11 protein-coding genes are annotated in these 18,495 nt (G+C 34.0%); 5 read left to right on the forward strand and 6 right to left on the reverse strand.

Going from position 1 to position 18,495, the window contains the following annotated elements; translation table 11 throughout:
* Window positions 1–17 precede the first annotated feature (17 nt).
* The 3 genes from fabG to hutH form a co-directional block, all read right to left on the reverse strand.
* On the reverse strand, window positions 18–749 hold the full coding sequence (gene fabG / locus Q4512_RS03880) for a 3-oxoacyl-ACP reductase FabG (protein ID WP_303421785.1): 732 nt from the start codon (window positions 747–749) through the stop codon (window positions 18–20).
* Between the two features lie 68 nt (window positions 750–817).
* On the reverse strand, window positions 818–1,948 hold the full coding sequence (locus tag Q4512_RS03885) for a WG repeat-containing protein (RefSeq protein ID WP_303421787.1): 1,131 nt from the start codon (window positions 1,946–1,948) through the stop codon (window positions 818–820).
* 61 nt (window positions 1,949–2,009) lie between these two features.
* Window positions 2,010–3,539: a histidine ammonia-lyase gene (gene hutH, locus Q4512_RS03890; RefSeq protein ID WP_303421788.1), complete on the reverse strand. Its 1,530-nt coding sequence runs from the start codon at window positions 3,537–3,539 to the stop codon at window positions 2,010–2,012.
* 111 nt (window positions 3,540–3,650) lie between these two features.
* On the opposite strand from hutH, the gene Q4512_RS03895 reads away from it, so the two are divergent.
* Entirely contained in the window at window positions 3,651–4,901 is a 1,251-nt protein-coding gene (locus Q4512_RS03895; RefSeq protein ID WP_303421790.1) for an NAD(P)/FAD-dependent oxidoreductase, read from the forward strand.
* A gap of 35 nt (window positions 4,902–4,936) precedes the next feature.
* On the opposite strand, the gene Q4512_RS03900 is transcribed toward Q4512_RS03895, so the two are convergent.
* From Q4512_RS03900 to Q4512_RS03910, 3 genes are all read right to left on the reverse strand, one after another.
* Window positions 4,937–6,631 carry a hypothetical protein gene (locus tag Q4512_RS03900; protein ID WP_303421792.1) on the reverse strand — a complete coding sequence of 565 codons (1,695 nt, stop codon included), beginning with the start codon at window positions 6,629–6,631 and terminating at the stop codon, window positions 4,937–4,939.
* A gap of 166 nt (window positions 6,632–6,797) precedes the next feature.
* Window positions 6,798–7,403 (reverse strand): hypothetical protein, encoded by a 606-nt coding sequence (locus Q4512_RS03905; protein WP_303421794.1) that lies wholly within the window; start codon window positions 7,401–7,403, stop codon window positions 6,798–6,800.
* Window positions 7,404–7,456: 53 nt separating this feature from the next.
* Window positions 7,457–8,407: an NAD-dependent epimerase/dehydratase family protein gene (locus tag Q4512_RS03910; protein ID WP_303421796.1), complete on the reverse strand. Its 951-nt coding sequence runs from the start codon at window positions 8,405–8,407 to the stop codon at window positions 7,457–7,459.
* Between the two features lie 140 nt (window positions 8,408–8,547).
* On the opposite strand from Q4512_RS03910, the gene Q4512_RS03915 reads away from it, so the two are divergent.
* From Q4512_RS03915 to Q4512_RS03930, 4 genes are all read left to right on the forward strand, one after another.
* Entirely contained in the window at window positions 8,548–9,063 is a 516-nt protein-coding gene (locus tag Q4512_RS03915) for a hypothetical protein (protein ID WP_303421798.1), read from the forward strand.
* A gap of 1 nt (window position 9,064) precedes the next feature.
* Window positions 9,065–9,595, forward strand: a complete 531-nt coding sequence (locus tag Q4512_RS03920) for a nuclear transport factor 2 family protein (RefSeq protein WP_303421800.1) — start codon at window positions 9,065–9,067, stop codon at window positions 9,593–9,595.
* A gap of 91 nt (window positions 9,596–9,686) precedes the next feature.
* Window positions 9,687–11,777, forward strand: coding sequence for a M13 family metallopeptidase (locus Q4512_RS03925; RefSeq protein ID WP_303421802.1), 2,091 nt, complete (start codon window positions 9,687–9,689; stop codon window positions 11,775–11,777).
* A gap of 335 nt (window positions 11,778–12,112) precedes the next feature.
* Window positions 12,113–18,495 (forward strand): Ig-like domain-containing protein (locus Q4512_RS03930; RefSeq protein ID WP_303421804.1); only part of this gene is annotated, 6,383 nt, incomplete at its 3' end.

The following is an 18,495-nucleotide window of genomic DNA, read 5'->3' on the forward strand; positions in this document are numbered from 1 at the left end:
CGTACTACAAAATTATTTTAAGAGTAAATTCCTCCATTAATATTTACTACTTCACCAGTAATATAAGAAGACTTTTTGGAAACTAAAAAAGAAACTAAATCTGCAACTTCTTGTGCGTCACCAAAACGATTTGCTGGAATTAGTTTTTTGAGTTCTTTTTCGTCTAAATCTGCGGTCATATCCGATTTTATAAAGCCAGGAGCTACAGCATTTACCGTGATATTTCTTTTTGCTACTTCTTGAGATAAAGCTTTAGTTGCTGCAATAATTGCTCCTTTTGCTGCAGAATAGTTTGTTTGACCAGGAGTTCCTTTTACTCCTGAAACCGAAGCTATATTTACAATACGGCCAAAACGGTTTCTAAGCATTTTTTGAATGCCATAATTGGTAACATTAAAAAAGCCATTTAATGATGTGTTTATTACGTTTTGCCAATCTTCTTGAGGCATCCACATAAATAAACCATCTTTTGTAATTCCTGCATTATTAATTATTACTTCTATTAATGCATCTGGATTTGCTTCTTGCCATGTATCCAATTTAGATTTAACTTGTTCAGCATCTGTTACGTTGAAGCCTAATATTTCTCCAGTATTACCAGCAGCTTCAACAGCTTTTAGGGTTTCTTTTGCAGCAGCTTCATTACTGTTATAATTTATTAATATGTGATAGTCTGTATCTATAGCTAGTTGTGAGCAAATGGCTTTACCAATTCCTCTAGAACCGCCAGTTATTAAGGCACATTTCATGTAGTATTGTTATTTGATATTAAGTCTACTTCGATTTGGAAGCGCAGTAGTGTTTAATTTGTTAAGGTTTATTTAAAGAGTTCTAACTGTCTGTACCACTTATTTTTTAGTACTTCTCCTTTTGTATTTATATAACCCCAAACTTTTTCTTCTTTTACTCTAGCGATACCATTAATAAAGCCTTTTTGATTATTCTTTTTAAAGATTGAAAAACCTCCAGCTGTAATATTGTATTTGTCGTCAATTACTTTTTCTCCAGATGTATTAATGAAACCCCAAAGCTTATCTATTTTAATAGGCGCTAAACCGTCTTTACTAAAAATTTCTGCATCTCTGTATTGTAAGGATATAACTACTTTTCCTGTAGTATCAATATACCCCCATTTTTTGTCTCTTGAAACAGGAGCAAGGCCATTTACAAAAGCTCTAACTTTATCGAAGCTTGGTTCTATTGTCCATTCTCCATTTTTATTGATGAAGCCAATTTTGTCGTTTTTCTTAGCGTAGGTAATGTCTCCATTTAATGAAAAGTCCCAAATCTTTTGAGCGCCAGCTACTTTTTTAAATTCACCATTAATAATTAGGCCATGACTTTCGCCAAGTGTTGCTACAATATTGCCATTGTATATATTACTAACTCCATCATATTTGGTTTCTACAAAATAGTTGCCAGTTTTATCTATTAATCCCCATTTTTCACCCTCTCTTACTTTAGCATATCCATTAACGTAATCAAAAGCTTTATTAAATTTAGGGGTAACGACTACTGTTCCAGAAGTGTTTATGAAGCCAACATTGTCACCTTGTCTTATTTGAGCAAGACCATCTTCAAAATCATAAATTTTATCTGTTGCAACATCTGTAAGTACCTTTTCTCCTTTTTTGTTTATGTAAAACCATTCTTTTTTACTTAATACAACAGCAATACCAGAGTTGAATCCTTTGGTTTTATCGAAAGATGGTTGAATTACCCATTCTCCTTTTCGGTTGATAAAACCCCATTTTTTGTTGTCATTCATAGCTTCTGCTAAATCTTCAGAAAAGCTTTTTGCGACTTTAAATTCTGGTTGAATTACCCATTCTCCTGATTTGTTAATATAGCCAAATTTGCCGTCTTCATTAGCAAGAGCAAGTTCTTGAGCACCAACTATAGTACTTAAAAATAATAATAATACGATTAATAGCGATTTTGTTTTCATGTGTTTGTGTTTTTATCTAATAGGTTATATTTCTTGGTTAGAAAAATATTTAAAATTGTTTTTATGCTTCATTGTTAATAATATGATCTTTAACAAGGTTAACATAAGGATACATAGTAACGTCTTCTGTAAATATAGGAACTATTTTTCGTATCTCATCATACAATTTTTTAGTTTTTGACGATACTTTATCTTGTGCTTTTAAATACTCAATAGCTTGAATTACAGTAATAAGTTCTATTGCCATAACTTCAAAAGCATTTTCAATAACCTTTTTTGTAATTAATGCAGCGTTGGTTCCCATGCTCACAATATCTTGATTATCATTATTGTTTGGAATAGAATGTACATACATTGGGTTCGATAAAGTTTGGTTCTCGGCAGTTGTAGAAGTCGCAGTGAATTGTACACCTTGCATACCAAAATTTAATCCTAATTGGCCAAGATTTACAAAAGCAGGAAGTATGTTGTTAAGGCTAGGATTTAATAAATAATTTAACTGTCTTTCTGCAAGCATACTCATTTTAGTAACGACTATTTTAAGCTTATCCATTTCTAGGGATACATAGTCTCCATGAAAGTTTCCACCATGATACACATGTTTCTTTTCTACATTTACAATTGGATTGTCGTTTGCTGAATTTACTTCTTCAATCAAAATACTTTCCACACTATTTAGAGTGTCTAAAACAGGGCCTAATATTTGTGGTACACAACGTAGTGAATAGTATTCTTGTACCTTATCTTGAAAAACAGAAACATCATCATTGTTTGCTTCATATAAATGATGTTCTCTTTTTCTGGTAAGCTTACTATCTACTAAATGTGCACGCATGCTTTTAGCAATATCTTGTTGTCCTTTGTGTTTTTTTGAATTGTTTAATTCTTCCGATAAATGATCGTCATAGGCTTCGACAATTTCATTAATTGCTGCAGAGCAAGAAATCATCCAGTTTAAAAGGCGTCTGGTGTACATGGTATTTACAATACCAATTCCTGTCATAACAGAAGTACCATTCATTAATGCTAAACCTTCACGAAGTTCTACAGAGATTGGAGTAAGATTTTCTTTTTCAAAAACTGTTGCAGTTGCTAATCTTTCTCCATTATAGAATACTTCGCCTTCCCCAATTAATACAAGTGCTAAATGTGCAAGTTGTACTAAATCTCCACTTGCTCCAACACCACCATGCTCGTAAATTAAAGGGGTAATGTTTTTATTTATAAGTTCTGTCATTAATTCAATAACAGATTTGTGTACACCCGAATTACCTAAAGAGAGTGTGTTTAATCTAGCTACCATAGCAGCTTTTACATATTGAGGAGCAATTGGGTTTCCTGTTCCTGAGGCATGACTACGAATTAAATTATATTGTAGTTGAATACGTTCAGAATCTTTAATTTTATATTGTGCCATTGGGCCAAAACCAGTATTAACACCATAAATTACTTTGTTTTCTGAGAATTCTTTTAGAAAGTTAAAACTCTTTTCTACAGTTTCAAAAACAGTGTCATCTACTTTAATTTTACTGTTTTCTATTATAATTTTATAAAAATCTTTTAATCCTAGTTTTCCGTTAAATGTTAGCATCTATATGTTTTATTCTGACTATTTTTAATAATTATTTTAATAACTCCAAGTAAAGTAGTTATTTTTGTGTGCGCTAATTTAATATAATTAAGATTAAATACTATAATGATTATGAATGAAATACATGTGGATGTTTTAATTATTGGAGCTGGACCTTCAGGATGTGTGGCTGCTTCTTACTTGCATAACCAAGGGAAACAGCTTAAAGTTGTTGAAAAAAGTACTTTTCCAAGGTTTGTAATAGGAGAAAGTCTATTGCCAAGATGTATGGATCATTTTGATGAAGTTGGCCTTTTAGATGTTTTGAAGGATTTTGGATTTGAAAAAAAACATGGAGCTCGTTTTTTAAGTGGTGATATTGTTTGTGATTTTGATTTTAGTAAAAAACATACCGAAGGATGGGATTGGACATGGCAAGTACCACGCGCAGATTTCGATAATGTTCTTGCGACAGAATTAGTGAATAGAGGAGTAGATATTACTTTTAATCATGAAGTTTTAGATGTAGTATTTGATGAAGATGGATCTTCGAAAACTAGTATTAAAGATGAAAATGGAGAACTATATATAGTACATGCAAAACACATTATAGATTCTAGCGGTTATGGTCGTGTTTTACCAAGAATTCTTGGTCTAGATAAACCATCGTCTATCCCAGAACATTCTTCCATTTTTGCACATGTAAAAGATTTAAAACGACCAGAAGGAGTAGAAGGAACCATGATTACTTTTGATGTTTTAGATAAAGATACATGGTTTTGGGTAATTCCTTTTTCTAATGGAGATACTAGTATTGGTTTTGTAGGTTTAACCGAATATTTAGATTCTTTTGAAGGAGATACCACCGAAAGAATGCAACAATTACTTAAAACTTCTGACTATTATTATAAACGTTTTGAAGGATTAGATTTTAAATTTAATCCAATTAATATTAAAAACTTTTCAAAATCTGTAACACAGCTTTACGGAAAAGGATATGCTTTAACTGGAAATAGTGCAGAGTTTTTAGATCCTGTTTTTTCGTCTGGAGTAACTTTTGCTACAGAGTCGGCTTTAAAAGCAGCCAAACTTATTACTAATGAGTTGAATGGCGAAACCGTTGATTGGGAAGAAGAGTACACTGGTTATATTATGAAAGGTGTTCGCGTTTTTGCAACTTATGTTAAAGAATGGTACACAGGAAACTTACAGACTTTATTTTTCCATAGACCTGAAAATCCTGATATAAAAAAACAAATTTGTGCTGTGCTTGCTGGTTATGTTTGGGATGAAACAAACCCTTTTGTTAAAAAACATGATAGACTTGTAAAGAATTTAGCACATGTTATAAATATGAATAAAGCAGAAAAAGCGAACCAATAAGGTTCGCTTTTTGCTTTTTTGAGATATAGGAGAGGTTATTTAATTTCTACTTTAATTAAAACATCTTCTTTTTTCTTTTTGTAAAACTCTATTACAAATTGATTTTCGGCAGTTTTAACCACTCTATTATTACTAAATTGGTGTACTGCTAATTTATCTGTTACATTTCTAGTGTCTAAAATATTGTCTTTAGATACAGCTCCTGTAGCATCATTAATTTTGTAAGCAGTTAAGTAACCACCATGACCATCACTGTGTAAAGCAGGTACTTGGTCTAATTCTAAATCTATGTTTTTCACATTATCTAAATAGACCAAATAGTGGTTGCTGTTGGTGAAAAAATAAGAATATGACATGCCACCTTTATAGGTTTTACTTGTATCGTATACTTGTCCTATTTTTGGAGCGCCAGACTGTCTTTTTGGTAGTTTTTTCATCCAAGCTAAATTACCATCTGCATCTATTTTAGTTAATAACATATCATTGTTATGAAAGGTATAATATACTTGGCCATTATTTCTATAATGCGCTACAATAAAAGTTTGTTCACCAATTAAAACAAGACTGCCATCGCTATGTATTACTAAATCACGAAGTTGTAAATTAGCAAACTCTGCTTTGTCATCTTTATCTTTTTTTGCATTCTTTTTTTGTGTTCTTTTACTTACATATTGGTTTAAAACTTCTACTGGAATTTCGTGTGCTGTTTTTTCAACTAGCTCTCCTTCTTTAGTAATTTTAAATGTGAAAACACCATCAGAGTTACCTAAATTATTATTTAAACCATTGGTGTAAAATCCTGCACAAATCATATAGCCATCTTCCGATTCAAATAAAGAAATACCATTAATAAACTTGTCATTTAAAACAATTTTGCTTTTTTCAATTCCTTCCGAACCATCTAGTAATCTAAATAGTTCCATGTGGTAGTTTGCATCTTTATCTTTTCTTTTTTTCTTATCTCTATTGCTGTCATCATGAAAAACTTTGGTTAAAATATATCCATGACCATTCGCATCGACAGCAAAATCTAATAAATCCATTCTTCTTTCGGTATATGGCATTTTATACTCTTTAGACCAAGTAGGATTTAAGTTCGTGTCATATACATTAACACCAATCATGTCGTAACTTTTTGTGTCTCTTTTTACCTCTGGTTTTTTTCTATATTGTATTAATAATTTAGATTCATCTTTAGAGGTTAAAAAATCAAATTTATCGGTTATACCAAAGCCTCCAAATCCGCCAAAACCTCCAAACCCTACGCCAGAACCTGTTGTGTATGTTGCCATTGGTGATCCAGCTAGTTTTCCGTTCACTTTTATTAATTCTATCCCTTCTCCAATAAATGCTCCTGTATTAAAGTCAATTTCTCTGTAGTATAGACGTTCTTGTTTTGTCTTTTTACCAGACCATGACGAGTAAAAAAAGTAGTATTTTTCTTGTAATTCTATCATGCCTTCTACGACATAATTATCTGGTAAGTCGTTATATTCTTTTTCGGAAATTAGGTTTAAATCGTCTACACCAAATTTTTGAATTACCAAATACTTTTTCCAAGGTTTAACTGTAAGAATTTCATTGTTTTTACTGAAATAATATTTTTTAGCAGCATCGTAAACTTGATAAGGTTCACTTACACTAAAATTATAATCTGGCGAAATTTCATTTTGCGCGTTAATTGTAAAAGAGTAAAAGCAAATACAAAGTAATAGGTAGATTTTTTTCATGGTAAAGTTTAAAGGTTAATTCTTACAAACATAACTAAATATCTATAATATTCTAAAAGCGAATAGTTTAATTAAAATAAAAAGATTATTTTTTTTGAATAGATGGTTTAAAATAAAAAAAGCGAACTTATAAAGTTCGCTTTTAACTTGAGTAAAGTAATATGTTTTACTTTGTTTTTTTCTTTAAATGTGCTGCAAAAGTCTTTGCTAGTTTAGCATAAGCTTCCGAAATTCTATATCCAGAATCATAATCTGCACCCATAAAGTTGTTTCCTTCTGCTTTAGTATATTTTACTTGAAATAAAACATTGTCTGGTGCATCGTTTTTGTACACTGTTAAAACAGCATCGATTTTAGAGTTTTGTCTTACTACACCAACATTATACCCTGCATACATAAAAGTAGTATGTACTTTAATAGTATATTCTGCTTCGTTATAATCTTTGCCAATTTTTATTTTACCATCATCCCATCTTTTATTAAAAGATTCAATAAATTTTGGTTCATATTTGTTTTCTCTGTCCGCAAACCAAGAGGCTTTAAACTTTTCTCCTGAGCCAGGGTTTTTTTCATCACGCTTAGCCATTTTATCTTTTAAAAATTCCTCTTCATTATCATATTTGGGAATTTCAAGATTAGAATAATCGAATTCAAGGGTGTACTTGGTGATACCTTTTAAGTTTTTCCAGTCCCCTTCTTGAACTTTTGCCTTTTGAGCAAACAGCATAGAGGTACATAATAAAACTACAATAAGCGATAGTTGTTTTTTCATTTTTATAAATTTAGATTCCCGCTAAAATAACGAATATTGTGCCAAAATTAAAATTAGTCTTTATTTTTACCTAAATGTAGAAGCATTTCTTTGGTAATATCGTTTAAAGAAAAAGCGTGTTTCCAGTTCCAATCTTGTCTTGCGGAAGCATCATCTATACTTTTTGGCCAAGAATCTGCAATGGCTTGTCTAAAGTCTGGTTTATAGGTTATTTTAAATTCTGGAATTTGTTCTTGAATAGCAGCAGCTATTTCTTTAGGTGTAAAACTAATTGCAGATAAATTATAAGAAGATCTAATTTTAATCGTGTCTGTATCAGCTTGCATGATATCTATTGTTGCTTTAATAGCATCATCCATAAACATCATTGGTAGTTTGGTGTTTTCACTTAAAAAACACTCGTATTTTTTGTTTTTAATGGCTTCATGGTAAATTTCTACTGCATAATCTGTGGTTCCTCCTCCAGGCAACGTTTTCCAGCTAATAATTCCTGGATAACGAATACTTCTTACATCTACATCGTACTTTTCATGGTAATACTCGCACCAACGTTCTCCAACTTGTTTTGTGATTCCGTATACGGTTGAAGGTTCCATGATAGTATGTTGTGCTGTGTTTTCCTTTGGTGTTGTAGGCCCAAAAACAGCTATGCTTGATGGCCAAAAAACATGATCTATTTGTTTTGCCTTTGCTAAATTTAATACATGAAAAAGAGAGTTCATGTTTAAATCCCAAGCCTCCATTGGGTATTTTTCTCCTGTTGCACTTAATAAAGCTGCCATTAAGTATACAGTTTTTACATTATGATTAATACAACAATCTTTAATAGCATTAAAATTCTTTGCATCTAAAATTACAAAAGGACCAGAATTGACTAACTCTAATTTTCTAGTATTTATGTCGCTTGCAATCACATTTTCTACACCATAAATATCTCTTAGTTTATAGGTGAGCTCCGAACCAATTTGCCCGCAAGCACCAATAATTAAAATTTTTGAAGTCATTAAATTATATGTTTTAGGTGCTCAAAAATAGCAAGATTTTAAAGAAGAAAATGTAAAAAACACAAAATAATAACTATATAAAGTATTTAATAATAAAAGTAAAGAATACGATATATTTGTAAAATAATAGTTGATAACAAATGAAAGCATTACTATATATTACCTTGTTTTTTTGTGTTTTTTCTTGTAAAAAAACAGATGTAACACAAAATGTAGAAGAAGTGAAAGATGAAACTTCTTTAAAAATAACGAAAGAAGATATTTCTAAGTTAAATTATACCGCATTTATTTTAGATTCTAGAACTAAAAATTCGTCCGAGTTTTGGCAAAAATATGCGGAACTAGACGAGGTCGTATCTAAAGTTAATCAAGCAGATTTGTCTTTTTTTAAAGAGAATAATGAAGTGTTAATAGCCTTTGTTAAAGATTTAAAAGAAACCATACCCGAAGAGGTTGATACACCACATATTAATGCCAGGTTAATTGCTTTAGAGACCCAAATGTTAAAACTAGAAGGTGTTGCAAATTTATCACAACCTAAAAAAGAAGAAGTGCTTTTAGTGGTTAGAGATTTTTTAACAGCCTTCTCAAACCTTAATCTTCAAATAAATAAAAAGATTGAAAAAGAATCACAAAACATTCAAAAACCATATTAAAATGAAGTATTCATATATATTCTTTTTGCTTATAATCGTTGCATCTTGTGGTGTAAAAGTGGATGAGGAAAAAGTGGTTTCCATTTCAGAAATAAAAAAAGAAATTCATACTAATTTAGATGCTTGGCATAAAGCTGCAGCAAATGCAGAATTTGATGCTTACTTTAATTTAATGAAAAAAGATGGCGTTTTTATAGGTACTGATGCTACCGAAAATTGGCAAAACGAAGCTTTTAGAACATTTTCAAAACCGTATTTCGATAAAGGAAAAGCTTGGAGTTTTACTGCATTAGAAAGAAATATTTATCTTTCTGAAGATAAAAAAATAGCTTGGTTTGATGAGCTACTTGATACACAAATGGAAATTTGTAGAGGTTCTGGTGTTTTAAGGTTAGAAGATAATACTTGGAAAATTGCACATTATGTTTTGTCTATTACAATTCCAAATAATACAGTTAATGAAGTGATTACTATCAAAAAAGAGTTTGATAGTTTATATACCAAAAAACTATTGAGTAAACCTTCATATTAATTTATTAATTTTTTGTTAAAGATGTAACAGTATTTATAAATAACCATCTATTTAGTATTAAATTGTAATCAAAAATTAAACACCAATCAAAATGAAAACCAACTTTAAAAACTTATCACTTCTTAGTGCAGTCGTTTTTTTAGGTCTTGTATCTTGTAAAGAAGAGGCTAAAAAAGAAATTGCTGTAGTAGAAACCACTCCTGGAATCAATTTAGATTACATGGATACTACAGTTCCTGCTAGCGAAGATTTTTTCAAACACGTTAATGGTAAATGGCTTGAAAATAACGAAATACCAGACGATCAAGCAACTTGGGGAAGCTTTCAAGAACTCCGCAAAAAAACAGATGCAGATGCTTTAGCTATTTTAAAATCTGCTATGTCCGATAATAAAGATTTAGGAAACATACAAGTCCTTCCAGGATCCGACCAGGAAAAAGCAGTATTCTACTACCAAACTATAATGGATACTATTAGTAGAAATAAAGCTGGTATAGCTCCTGTTAAACCAATTTTAGCAAAAATTGAAGCCATTAAAAATATTGACGACTTACAAGCTTTCATGATAGAAATGGAACCTAAAGGTGGTGGCGGTTTATACGGATTTGGTGTTGGTAGCGACCCTAAAGATAGTAACAGGAATGTTGCTTATTTAGGAGGAGGAAGTACTGGATTACCAGATAGAGATTACTATGTGAAAGACGATGAAGATTCTAAAGAAAAAAGAAAAAAATACGTTGCACATATTACTAGAATGTTTCAATACTTAGGCGATAGTGAAGCAGATGCGAATGCACAAGCAAATCAAATTTTAGCTTTCGAAACTAGATTAGAAGAAGCTAAAATGGATAAGGTAGATCGTCGTGATGCTCGTAAACGTTATAACCCTCGTTCTATTGACGAAGTTCAAGAAATGGTTCCTGCTGTTAATTGGAAAAACTTTTTAAATGGTATTGGTGTAAAAGAATTAGACACAGTAATTATTGGAGATTTAGGATACTTTAATCGATTACAAGAAGTTCTTGCTGATGGTAATGTAGAAGATTGGAAAACCTATTTAAAGTGGGATGCTTTTAATGGAGCTGCAGGATTGTTAAGTACTGATATTGAAACTGCTAATTGGGAGTTTTACGGAAAAGAACTCAATGGCTCTAAAGCGCAAAGACCAAGAGACGAACGTGCCCTAGGATCCTTAAATAGAACCATCGGTGAAGCATTAGGTAAATTATATGTGGATAAAAAGTTTCCGCCTGAAGCAAAAGTGAATGCCGAAAAAATGATAAAGAATGTTATTTTAGCTTTCGAGCATAGAATCAATAAGCTAGAATGGATGAGTCCAGAAACCAAAGAAAAAGCTATTGAAAAACTAAGAGCAACTAAAGTGAAAATTGCTTATCCAGACAAATGGAAAGACTATTCTGCATTGGCTGTTAATAGTGTTGAAGATGGAGGTACTTATCTTCAAAACTCTTTAAATGCTAGTGCATGGAATTTTCAAAAAGACTTAGATAAATTAGGAAAACCTGTAGATAAAAGCGAATGGTATATGGCACCACAAGTGGTAAATGCTTATTTTAACCCTGCTTATAATGAGATCGTTTTTCCTGCAGCTATTTTACAACCACCTTTTTATAATTATACTGCAGATGACGCTGTAAATTATGGGGGAATTGGCGCAGTTATTGGTCATGAGATTTCACATAGTTTTGATGACTCAGGTTCTCGTTATGATAAAGATGGAAACTTAAATAATTGGTGGACAGACGAAGATTTAAAACAGTTTGAAGGCTTAGGGAAAGCATTAGCAGATCAATATAGTGCTATTGAAGTTTTACCTGAAACTAATATTAATGGTGAATTTACTCTAGGTGAAAACATAGGAGATTTAGGTGGTGTTCTTGCAGCTTATGATGCTATGCAAATGAGTTTTGAAGGAAACAAACCGGAAAATATCGATGGTTACACACCCGAACAACGTTTCTTTATGAGTTGGGCAACAGTATGGAGAATAAAAATGCGTGAAGATGCATTACGTACTAGAATAAAAACAGATCCGCATTCTCCAGGAATGAATAGAGCTGTACAACCACTTTTAAATGTAGATGCTTTTTATGAAGCATTTAATATTAAAGAAGGCGATAAAATGTACATCGCTCCAGAAGATAGGGTAAGAATTTGGTAGTAAAAAACTTATATAAAAAAAGAGCAGCTAATATTAGCTGCTCTTTTTTTATATAAACAAGCGAACCTCATAAAGAAAATGCTATAAATTGATACAATAATTTTGCACTTCATCTTATAAAAAAGCAATTAAGTGTATTATGAACAAGAATTAGACTTGTTTTTTGTCGATAAAAATGCATTTAAACATAAAAAAATAGCATTTAATCGATTTTTTTGTGTTATTTTTTTTTTTTAGTCTTAAAGCTTTCTTAATTTTATAAACTTTATAGATTAAACATATTGTTATAATTACGATATGTTATACCCAACTAGATTTATTTTATGTAATTGCTTATGAAAAAAGTTACTTTATTTACATCAAAAACAAGTAAGGCCTATATTTTAATAGGAGCTTTTATTTATTTATTGTCAACTGTAAACTCTTTTGCTCAGTGTGATATCACAGTTATTTCAACATCAATGATTTCAGCTTGTAGTGATGGAGGTACAACTCCAGATCCAAGTGATGATACTTTTACAGCAGACATAACGGTAACCTTCGATGCAGCTCCTGCTACAGGAAACCTTGTGTTGTCTGGAGATAGTGGCGCACAGACCGTCGATGTTACAACATTTACTCCAGGAGTTATGTCTTATACATTCTCTGGAATTAATATGGCTGCAGACGGTACACCTATAGATATTACTGCGTCTTTTGTTGGGGATGCAACATGTACATCTACTTTTAATGAGCCTTCTGCAGGTTTAGCTCCAGCTTCCTGTAGTCCAGATTGTGAGATAACCAATATAACCGTTAGTGATATTTCAGCTTGTTCTGATGGTGGTACCCAAGGTGACCCTAGTGATGATACCTATACTGCAGATATTACAGTTACTTATTCTAATCCACCTTCTAGTGGAAATATAATACTTTCAGGGGATGGGACTAGAACCGAAGCTGTTGGTAGTATAGGTGCTACATCATATACTTTTCAAGATGTATCCATGCCTGCAGATGGTGGACCTATAGATGCTACCGTAACTTTTTCTGGTGGTGTATCTACTTGTACTTTATCTGTTTCCACAGGAGCTGCTCCAGCTTCCTGTAGTCCAGATTGTATAATAAACGGTATTACTGCTAGTAATATTTCAATATGTAACGATGGAGGAACACAAGGCCCTGGAAATGAAGGAGACGATACTTTTACAGCAGATATAACAGTTACTTTCGATTTTGCACCTGCTACTGGTACTCTGGACTTAACAGGTGATGGAAGCGCGGCCGAGGGAGTTGGTACTTTAGATTCAGCAACATCACATACTTTTGTTGGTGTTCAATTTAGTGCAGATGGTGGAGCGGTTGACTTAACTGCATCTTTTTCAGACGCATTTACTTCATGTGTATTTAATTTACCAAATACATTTACTGCACAGTCACAATGTAGTGCCCCAGTAGGAGATGGAGGCTTAGTGATTAATAAAACGCATTGTGATTGGGGATATACTACTGATGATAGGTATAGAATACGTTATTCAGGAACATTAACTAATACGGGTTCAAATCCAGTATATAATATAAGTATAACAGATGATCTAGGAACACCATTTTTAGGTGATGCAAATATTGTAAATATTGTATCTCGTTCTGCGGGACCACTAATGCCAACAGGTGTGACGCCAAATGGTTCTTTTAATGGAACTACTAATGAAGAGGTGATTATTATTGATACCTTAAGTGAATTAGATCCGGGTGAATCAATTCAATATGCTTTTTGTATAGAGGTTGATGCAGTCCCAGCGTTGGACGGGGCAACAGTAATTAATGAAATTTTTGCAACCGCTAATGATGCGGTTACGGGAGATCCATTTATTACAAGTGCAACAGATGTAGAGTTATTTGAAGAAAACCTATCTATTTTAAGTGCAGGTCTAGAGATAAGTGACGCAACGCCAGCTGTTAATACAGATGGAACATCAGATTTTTTCTATACCATTACATTAAGAAATTCCGGATCAGGCCCAGCTTCTAATATACAATACGTAGACTCTTTTGATCATTTATTTGCGTCAGGAATACCAATTAATACGTTTGTGGTAACTCAACTTTCAGGAGTTTTAAATGCTAATCCAGGTTTTGATGGAGGTTCTGGTCTTATTGGTACTTCTACAGATTTATTGATACCAGGTCAAACTATGGCAGCAAATACAAGTGCTTCCTATAGAGTAGACTTAAATGTAGGGCCTACGGGAAATCAAACAACAAGAAATACGCAAGGTGTGATTACTGGTGAGGATTCAGCCGGAACGGCAGTTTCAGATATTTCTAGAAGAAATTTAACTGCAGAACATGATGATGAGCAATGTTTTTGTGAAGAAACTCCAGTGCAAATTTTATTTGCTCCAATTCCAGTTGTTACAAAAACAATAATAAATAATGACCCAGCGGGTACATTAGGCAATAGAGATATTACCTTTCAAATAGAAATAGAAAATGACCCAACATCTCCTGTTGATATTTTTAATCTACAAGTTGTAGATGATATCTCAGCAATGTGCCCTGGTAATATTGTAAGTGTAGGTGCCCCGCAAATAATAACCTCTACTGCTACGGTAGACCCGGTTTTAAATGCTTTTTATACAGGACAAGGACTAAATAATATTTTTGAAAATAATACAGGTCAATTCGCGCCTGGTGAAAGGTTGATTTTAACTATTGATGTTGAAATCACATTACCTTGTACCGGAGATAATACAGCAACTTTTACAGCAACCGATCCTAATGGAACTGTGGTAGGACCAGTTACTGATTCGGTTAGTATAAATAACCCTCCAGAAGCTGAAGATAATACGGATAATACAAATGTAGATACCCTAATTACAATTGATCCTTTGGATAATGATTCCGATCCAGATTCGGACCCAATAATAATTACTGAAGTAGATAATATGCCTATTACTGAAGGTGGAGCTCCTGTATTACTTTCAGATGGTACAATTGTTCAATACGTAGCAGGTGAATTGGAAATCACACCTCCACCAGGAAGTAATACACCAATTTCTTTTCCTTATACTGTAGCAGATCCTCTAGGTAATGAAGATACAGCAAATATATTTATTACTATAAATACCTGTACAGTAGCAGTCATTTCTTTAACCAATATTGGGGCTTGCGATTCAAATGGTACAACAGGTGATAGTTCAGATGATACTTTTACAGCTGATGTTGTTGTAGAGTTTACAAATCCACCAGGAGCTGGTAATCTTGATTTAACAGGAGCTGGAATTAATACATTTGTTCCTGTATCTGGATTATTTAGTTCAACACAACATACTTTTTCCGGATTAACTTTTTCTGCAGATGGTGCAGATGTAATCTTAACTGGAACTTTTGATAACCCAAGCGGTTGTACAGATACGCAAAACGCTGGAACTGCTCCGGATTCTTGTAGTGTTGCAGAAGCAGATATGGGTATCACAAAAACTTTAAATGAAAGTGGGCCTTTTGAAACAGGGGATACGGTTTCATGGAATATTGTTGTAAGTAATGATGGAACTGATACAGCTAATAACGTTATAGTAACAGACACTCCTACAAATGTGACAATAACAAATGTTTTAGGAGGAGGTTGTACAACGTTCCCTTGTAATGTGGGTACTGTTTTGGCTAATTCTCCAGCAAGTGATGTTACTATTGTTGTAACTGGTACAATTGATGGACCAGGAGCATTTACAAATGTAGCTTCTGTTTCAGCAGATGAAGTAGATGTCGATGTAACTAACGATACAGATGATGGTAGCGACGGAAATAATGATGGTGTAGCCACGGGAATTGCAGATATAAGTGTAACTAAAACTCTAGATACTCCTGCTCCTTATAATTCAGGTGATACAATTTCTTATACTATAGTAGTAAGTAATGACGGTCCAGATCCTGCTAATAATGTTATGGTTACTGATACACCAACAAACTTAACTCTTACAAGTGTGTCGGGTGGTGGTCCAGTTTGTGTTGATTTTGATTGTAACCTTGGTACAATTCCATCAGGAGGAAATATAACTCTTTTGGTAACGGGAACCATCGACGATGTTGGTGCATTCACTAATGATATTTCTGTTTTAGCAGATGAAACGGATCCAGATTTAACAAATAATATGGATGAAGATCCAGCAAATGGTGGTGTAGCTTCTGGAGTAGCAGATGTAGGTATTACAAAGACTTTAGATACAGTAGGTCCTTACACAAGTGGTGATACAGTTACTTATACATTGGTTGTTAGTAATGCTGGTCCAGATATAGCAAATAATATTGTTGTTACTGATGCTCCTAATAATTTAACCATTTCAAGTGTTTTTGGTGGTGGTTGTACAAGTTTCCCTTGTACAATTTCAAGTATTGCACCTGGAAGCCCTGCAAATGATGTAACTATAACAGTAACAGCAGTAATTAATGGTTCAGGTGCATTTACAAACAATGCTTCTGTGAGTGCAGATGAATTAGATAATAATCCTGTAAATGATACTGACGATGATGCTGCTAATGGAGGGACAGCATCCGGAATAGCCGATTTAATAACAACGAAAGTACTTACTAGTGCAACTAATACACCAGCAGAAGGAGATACTGTTACTTATACAATTTCAGTAGTTAACAATGGCCCTGATGATGCAACTAATGTTTCATTGTCTGATGTTATTCCTGTTGAATTGACAGCTACAGCTAATAATGGAAATACAGGTGGTGATCAACCTTCAACTTATCTATCGCCAAATTGGACTATTCCTTTTATAAGTAGTGGACAGTTTGTAACACTTATCATTGAAGGAACAGTTAACCTTGGTGAAGATGGTAATACAATAACAAATACAACAACAGCAGCTACAACACCAGATCAAGTAGATCCAACTACGGCTGGAGATGATTTAATAGAAAGCATCACTGTTGATGGTTGTATTGATACCGATGGTGATGGTGATTGTGATAGTACAGATCCTGATCCAGCAGATCCATGCGTATTTACTGCAGGAAGTGTAGCAGACACATCAAATGCCATATGGCAAGCAGCAGATTGTGATGGTGATGGCGATCCAAACGGAACAGATCCAGACCCAACCGATCCATGTGAATTTACAGTTGGAACTCCTGCTCCTACAAATCCAGGAACTCCTGGTTCTTCAGAACAAGCAGCGTATGATATATGGGCATTAGCCGATTGTGATGGTGATGGAGTAACAAATGGTCAAGAAGTTATTGATTTAACAAATCCTTATAATTCTTGTGAATATCTTCCGGTTAACCAAGATTATACAATAACAACTACAGAATTCCAAGATACAGATTGTGATGGTGATGGTGTAACTAATGCAAATGAAATTGATCCGGATGGAAATGGTATAGATGATGGAAATGGAACCGATCCAGATGACCCATGTGAATATGAACCTTTATTAGTTACAGAAACACAAACAGGAGCTTGGATATTAGCAGATTGTGATGGAGATGGTGATCCAAATGGAAGTGATCCAGACCCAATCGATCCATGTGTGTTTTCATCAGGAACAACATCTCCTACAGATCCTGTAGCACCAGGTACACCTGAACAAACAGCTTATGATATTTGGGCAGCAGCGGATTGTGATGGTGATGGGGATTCCAACGGAACCGATCCAGATCCACAAGATCCATGTGTATTTACAGCAGGAAGTGTAGCAGATACGTCTAATGCCATCTGGCAAGCAGCGGATTGTGATGGCGATGGCGAAACAAATGGAACAGAAGATAATAATGGATCCGATCCAACCGATCCATGTAGTGTTAGTGGTACTCAAACAATTCCATCACCAAGTGATCCAAACTATTCGGTTTGGGCAGCAGCCGATTGTGATGGCGATGGCGAGACCAATGGAGAAGAAATAATGAATGGTACAGAACCATTCGATCCATGTAGTGTAACAAATCCAACAATCCCAACAAATCCAGGAACTCCAGGAAGTTCAGAACAAGCAGCTTATGATATTTGGGCAGCAGCGGATTGTGATGGCGATGGGGATTCCAACGGAACCGATCCAGACCCACAAGACCCATGTGTATTTACCGCAGGAAGTGTAGCAGATACATCTAATGCAATATGGCAAGCAGCAGATTGTGATGGCGATGGGGATTCCAACGGAACGGATCCAGATCCACAAGATCCATGTGTATTTACCGCAGGAAGTGTAGCAGATACGTCTAATGCCATCTGGCAAGCAGCGGATTGTGATGGTGATGGGGATTCCAACGGAACCGATCCAGATCCACAAGATCCATGTGTGTTTACAGCAGGAAGTGTAGCAGATACGTCTAATGCAATATGGCAAGCAGCGGATTGTGATGGCGATGGCGAAACAAATGCTGTTGATCCAGCACCATATGACCCATGTGTAGGTGGAAATATTGCTAATGTAGATTTTACAGATAATAATACAGATTGGTATACATCCGATTGTGATGGAGATGGAGTAATCAACGGAACAGAGGTAGATCCAGATATGGATGGTACCGCAGGACCTGATGGAACGGATCCAACCGATCCATGTGATTACAACGTAGCAGATATAACAGTAACACAAACTGGAGATTGGTTAACCGCAGATTGTGATGGAGATGGAGATCCAAACGGAACTGATCCAGAACCACTAGATCCATGTGTATTCACAGCCGGAAGTGTAGGAGATGCAAGTAACCCAGTATGGGCAGATGC

This window comes from Oceanihabitans sp. 2_MG-2023 (assembly GCF_030547245.1).
Lineage (GTDB): Bacteria > Bacteroidota > Bacteroidia > Flavobacteriales > Flavobacteriaceae > Oceanihabitans.

Excerpts from the sequence above, each read along its gene's own strand:
- Q4512_RS03885 (WP_303421787.1), bottom strand. The coding sequence starts at position 1,948 with ATGAAAACAAAATCGCTATTAATCGTATTATTATTATTTTTAAGTACT.
- Q4512_RS03915 (WP_303421798.1), top strand. The coding sequence starts at position 8,548 with ATGAAAGCATTACTATATATTACCTTGTTTTTTTGTGTTTTTTCTTGT.
- Q4512_RS03925 (WP_303421802.1), top strand. The coding sequence starts at position 9,687 with ATGAAAACCAACTTTAAAAACTTATCACTTCTTAGTGCAGTCGTTTTT.
- fabG (WP_303421785.1), bottom strand. The coding sequence starts at position 749 with ATGAAATGTGCCTTAATAACTGGCGGTTCTAGAGGAATTGGTAAAGCC.
- Q4512_RS03910 (WP_303421796.1), bottom strand. The coding sequence starts at position 8,407 with ATGACTTCAAAAATTTTAATTATTGGTGCTTGCGGGCAAATTGGTTCG.
- Q4512_RS03900 (WP_303421792.1), bottom strand. The coding sequence starts at position 6,631 with ATGAAAAAAATCTACCTATTACTTTGTATTTGCTTTTACTCTTTTACA.
- Q4512_RS03920 (WP_303421800.1), top strand. The coding sequence starts at position 9,065 with ATGAAGTATTCATATATATTCTTTTTGCTTATAATCGTTGCATCTTGT.
- Q4512_RS03905 (WP_303421794.1), bottom strand. The coding sequence starts at position 7,403 with ATGAAAAAACAACTATCGCTTATTGTAGTTTTATTATGTACCTCTATG.
- Q4512_RS03895 (WP_303421790.1), top strand. The coding sequence starts at position 3,651 with ATGAATGAAATACATGTGGATGTTTTAATTATTGGAGCTGGACCTTCA.
- hutH (WP_303421788.1), bottom strand. The coding sequence starts at position 3,539 with ATGCTAACATTTAACGGAAAACTAGGATTAAAAGATTTTTATAAAATT.